The organism is Rhizobium sp. Leaf371 (assembly GCF_001424045.1).
Taxonomy (GTDB): domain Bacteria; phylum Pseudomonadota; class Alphaproteobacteria; order Rhizobiales; family Rhizobiaceae; genus Ferranicluibacter.
Genome location: NZ_LMQB01000018.1, coordinates 1 through 4,738 on the forward strand (window position 1 = coordinate 1; position 4,738 = coordinate 4,738).

4 protein-coding genes are annotated in these 4,738 nt (G+C 58.9%); 3 read left to right on the forward strand and 1 reads right to left on the reverse strand.

Annotation, left to right across the window (positions count from 1 at the left end; all coding sequences use genetic code 11):
- Window positions 1–98 precede the first annotated feature (98 nt).
- Together ASG39_RS10660 and ASG39_RS10670 are read left to right on the forward strand one after the other, a co-directional pair.
- On the forward strand, window positions 99–656 hold the full coding sequence (locus ASG39_RS10660; RefSeq protein WP_062595002.1) for an IS630 family transposase: 558 nt from the start codon (window positions 99–101) through the stop codon (window positions 654–656).
- 913 nt (window positions 657–1,569) lie between these two features.
- Window positions 1,570–1,773, forward strand: coding sequence for a hypothetical protein (locus ASG39_RS10670; protein WP_062595004.1), 204 nt, complete (start codon window positions 1,570–1,572; stop codon window positions 1,771–1,773).
- Between the two features lie 735 nt (window positions 1,774–2,508).
- Here ASG39_RS10670 and ASG39_RS10675 read toward each other — a convergent pair.
- Window positions 2,509–3,399, reverse strand: a complete 891-nt coding sequence (locus ASG39_RS10675) for a LysR family transcriptional regulator (protein WP_062595005.1) — start codon at window positions 3,397–3,399, stop codon at window positions 2,509–2,511.
- Window positions 3,400–3,496: 97 nt separating this feature from the next.
- Here ASG39_RS10675 and ASG39_RS10680 point away from each other — a divergent pair, with 97 nt between their 5' ends.
- A complete protein-coding gene (locus ASG39_RS10680; RefSeq protein ID WP_062595006.1) occupies window positions 3,497–4,324 on the forward strand; it encodes an SDR family oxidoreductase in 828 nt (275 codons plus the stop codon).
- Window positions 4,325–4,738: the final 414 nt, after the last annotated feature.

Consider the following 4,738-nt stretch of genomic DNA (forward strand, 5'->3'; position numbering starts at 1 on the left):
GACGGCCAGCCGATGTCTGCATCGGCTTGGGCTGAGCCATAAAAAAAAGCCTGCAGGCCGCCGAGCAGTTGCGGCCGGAGATCGCCCAAGCGCGTGACATGTGGATCGACCGGCGAAAGCCATTCTTCAACAAGGCATTGGCGCGACTGATCTTTATCGATGAGACCTCGACCAATACCAAGCTGACGAAACGAAGGGGCTGGTCGCCAAGGGGGAAGCGCTATCGCACCCAAGCGCCGTTCGGCTCCTGGAAAACCCAGACCTTCATCGCCGGTCTGCGCTGTCATGGCTTGACGGCACCCTGGATCGTCAATGCGCCAATGAACGGCCGCATCTTCGAAACGTGGATCGAAACTCAACTCGCCCCGACCTTGTCGCTAGGCGACGTGCTGATCCTCGACAATGTCGCCTTTCACAAAAGTCCGCGAGCAGAAGAATTGGTCAGGGCACGAGGTGCATGGCTTCTCTTCCTCCCACCTTATTCTCCGGACCTCAATCCCATCGAAATGGCCTTTTCAAAGCTTAAGACCCTGTTGCGGAAACGCGCAGCCCGTTCTTTCGATGCAATCTCAAATGCGCTTGGCGACATCTGCGATCTCTTCTCCATCACAGAATGCCGCAACTTCTTCAAAGCAGCAGGATATGAGGCCGAATAAATGCAAAATGCTTTAGAAGTCATAAAGCGTTCGATCATACTCTCTCGCCACTGGCAGGGCGGCGTTCCTTCAAGATGCGCCGCGTGCTGCTCGTCGTGGTGGAGTGCCTCATGCTCGTCAGTGCCTCATGCTCGTCGGCTTGGCGATCGCCCTGCTTCTGGCCGTGATCTAAAGCGGGTAATCAGCACCATGACGGCTTCTTTCCCAGTCCTCCATCCGGAACTAGGTGCGCAATGAAACCGACATTCGCAGACTGTGTTCGGCACTTGCAGATGCATGCTGCTGCCGGAGAATCGCAGGTATTCCTGGCGCGCCTCATTCAGACCTACAGCAAAGAATTCGGWTATGACCCGATCAAGCTGCAGGTCTACTTGCGCAACAACGTTACCCATCATTAGATGAAGCGACGTCCCATCATCTGCYGGCTAGTTCGCTCAGAGCACTTGTCGCRATCGGTGCCATCACATAGTTCCCCCACGCGCAACGAGGAGGGACAAATGAGCTTTGTTGGTGAAGATCGAGACGAAGCCCTGCGACTTGGAGAAGTCGCGGGCCGGCNCATCACATAGTTCCCCCACGCGCAACGAGGAGGGACAAATGAGCTTTGTTGGTGAAGATCGAGACGAAGCCCTGCGACTTGGAGAAGTCGCGGGCCGGAAGATGACCTCATTCGTCAGCGACTTCCCATTTCTACACAATCAGCTGGAAATGCGCACGGCTTGGCTGGAGGGGTTCAGCTTGGGTCGGGTGAGCTTGAAGCCCGGCGGAGAGCGCCGGGTTTCTYCACGTGATTGGACAAGGTTCCGATAGAGGTTCATCCCATTATGGCAGCCGGCTTTCATCAACCGAACACCCCACAACAGACTGACTGAGATTCCTTGGCCAGCGCGTTCCTTTTGAGTCTGGACCCAATATGACCCATGACCTGATGGCAGAAGTCAACAATCAAGCTGATCATGCAGCGAAAAATCCGACCAAAATGCTCGACCGCATGAAGCTGGCGCATGAGCTTCGTGATGAATTCCCGGAAACGCCGGTCATCGAAATCGTCGACAAGCTCAATATGGCTTGGCGAAAGCGGGGACTGTCGTTCGGAATACCGCCGCACACGCTGTGACCCGGTGCTGATCTACCAAAAATCGGACTTGCAGCACAACTCGTCGTTACCGTTTGCCCGACTACTCGTGCGCTTTCGGCGCATCGTCAGACTTGGGAGGGTCACATGGCAACGTACAGAGCAATTCAGCAAGAAGTAAAAGCTACCTATGNTTTGCCCGACTACTCGTGCGCTTTCGGCGCATCGTCAGACTTGGGAGGGTCACATGGCAACGTACAGAGCAATTCAGCAAGAAGTAAAAGCTACCTATGGCTTTACGCCAAAGACGGGCTGGATCGCGTGCGTTTTGTCTGAGCGTGAGATCGCGAAGCAACCAACTCAGAACCGAACTGGCGCCAGCGTGCGTATCGAAGCCTGCCCGGCTGACAAGCGTGCCAGCATCGAAGCTGCGTTAGACAGGCTCGGTTAGGTGTTGAGGGCGCACAAGCAGGCAAGGGATGTTTTCTGCGGGCGGCCGGCGACACGAGCGAATCCATGCGACATGCGGAGTGTTGCGCATGATAGAGCGGTACGCCTCCAAACTAGGAGGAGTCGCTTGACCGGCAACCATACTCGTTACCAGTTGCGCCACGATATCACCGGGACCTACGACGTCTTCGCCGGTTTCCTGCGTTCATCTCGACCGTCTCGAAACACCCCACAAGTGCGCCCGCATGGTAGGCCTTCGTAGAAGGTCGATCTTTCCCTGCCGTTTGACGGCGCGGTGTGAGACAGGCGCCATCGACGACTTACTTCTCAGCCGCCATCTTTCAGCACATCAATGAACGCCCTTAGCGCGGCTGGCACGTGACGACGCCCGGGATAGTAAAGGCAGAGCCCCGGGTAGGCAGGGCACCAATCCTCCAGCAGCGCGACAAGACGGCCCGCTCGTAGCTCGGCCAGGGCGAAAGACTCGGCCACGAACGCGATCCCAAGTCCGTCCACCGCCGCCCCGACCATTAAACGGTTATCGTCGAGCGTCAGCGAACCGGGTACGTCGATGACGATCTCCTCTCCTTGTCTTTCGAACTCCCATCGGTAGAGTTTTCCGCTCGGCATCCGGTGGCGGATACAGCGGTGTCCCCGCAAGTCGTCCGGAACGAGTGGGTTTCCACGACGCTTGAGATAATCGGGGGCCGCGACCGCCAGGAAGCGAACGTCGCCGCCGAACGAAACGGCGATCATGTCCTGCGGCACAGTCTCGCGGAGGCGAACGCCCGCGTCGAATCCTCCTTCAACGATGTCAATCAATCGGCCGTCGGTGATAAGATCAAGGGTGACCCCGGGACAACGCTCGGTAAAGATCGGAACGGCGGTTCTCAGGAGCAGCTCCGCAGATGCTGTTCCACAATTGATCCGCAAGGTGCCTGCGATGGCGCCAGCCTCTCCCGTTACAGCATCGAGAGCCTCGTCAAGGTCCCGAAGCACCGGGATGATCCGGCGCAGGAGCTCATCTCCTGCCTCGGTCGGCGACACACTCCTTGTCGTGCGATTGAGGAGACGAACTCCCAGCGTCTGCTCAAGACCGATCAAGGTGTGGCTGAGCGCCGAGCGGGACGTGCCAAGCGTGTCGGCCGCCTGCCGGAAACTCCGGTGGCGGGCGACGGCGGCAAAAGCCGAAAGCTCAACGAAACTAGGCTTGCGCATTGGTGTAGTTCCTTCACCGGGTCATGCTCATTCGGTGAGCTTATCTCATCTTTCGGTAATCGCTAGATTGGCCTGGTCGACACAGATGGAGATGAAGATGAAGACATGGCTAATCACAGGCGGCTCGTCCGGCCTCGGTCGCATCATGACGGAGAAGCTGCTTGAGCGCGGCGACCGCGTTGTCGCGACAGTCCGCCGTTCGGACGCACTAGACGATCTGGCAACAAGGTACGGGGAACATCTGAGGGTGTTGGTACTCGACGTCACTGACACACATGCTGTTCGCAGGGTAGTCGATGATGCCTTCACCTCGCAGGTGCGGATCGACGTCGTCGTCAGCAACGCAGGCTACGGACTGTTCGGCGCAGCTGAGGAGGTCAGTGACGAGCAGATCGAGCGGCAGATCGCGACGAACCTCGTCGGATCAATACAGCTGATCCGGGCCAGCCTTCCTCATCTACGAGCGCAAGGCGGCGGACGCATTATGCAGGTGTCCTCGGAGGGAGGTCAGGTCGCCTATCCGGCCTTCGGCCTCTACCACGCCACAAAGTGGGGCATCGAAGGGTTCATCGAGGCCGTCGCGCAGGAGGTCGCTCCGTTCGGTATCGACTGTGTGCTCGTCGAGCCAGGGCCGACCGCCACGAACTTCGGCGAGGGCCTCGACCAAGCCGAGGCGACGGAGGTCTATGACGCGACGCCGTCGGGCGACATGCGCCGCGGCGTGGTCACGGGCAGTTTCGCCATCAAGGGCGATGCCAGGCTCACAGTCGACACAATGATCGAGGCAGGGGACTCGGAACATCCGCCATTGCGGCTCGCGCTCGGCAGCACGGCTTACGAGAACATAGAGGCCGCGCTCATTCGCCGCCTCGAAGCAATTCGCGCGCAGAAGGGCATTGCTTTCGCAGCCGACAAGCCAGCCTGACTTCGAAGCCGGTGTGGTGGTCAGTCCCGACTGTGTCTGCAACGCCTTCAGGCCTTCGCTCGGGACTCGCATCGCCCCGATGAAAGCTTGGAAAGCGGCACTTGGCTGTCGACGATGGGGATAGTATAGGTGGTTGGGGGGCAAGATTGGCGCCCAACCGCGCAAAACTTCGACCAGTGCACCGGACTTGAGATGCTCCTCGACATGCGGGGCAGGCAGGCAAGCCACGCCCACCCCGGAGGCGGCGGCGTCCCTCATGACGTCGATGTCGTTTGTGACAAACGATCCGGCAACGGGCAGTTGGAAGATGCTCTCTCCCGACACGAACTCCCAGACGTGCATCGTCCCCGCGGAGGTATAGCGGTAGCAGATGCAGCGGTGTCGGCTCAGTTCGTCCGGTACCTGCGGAGCGCA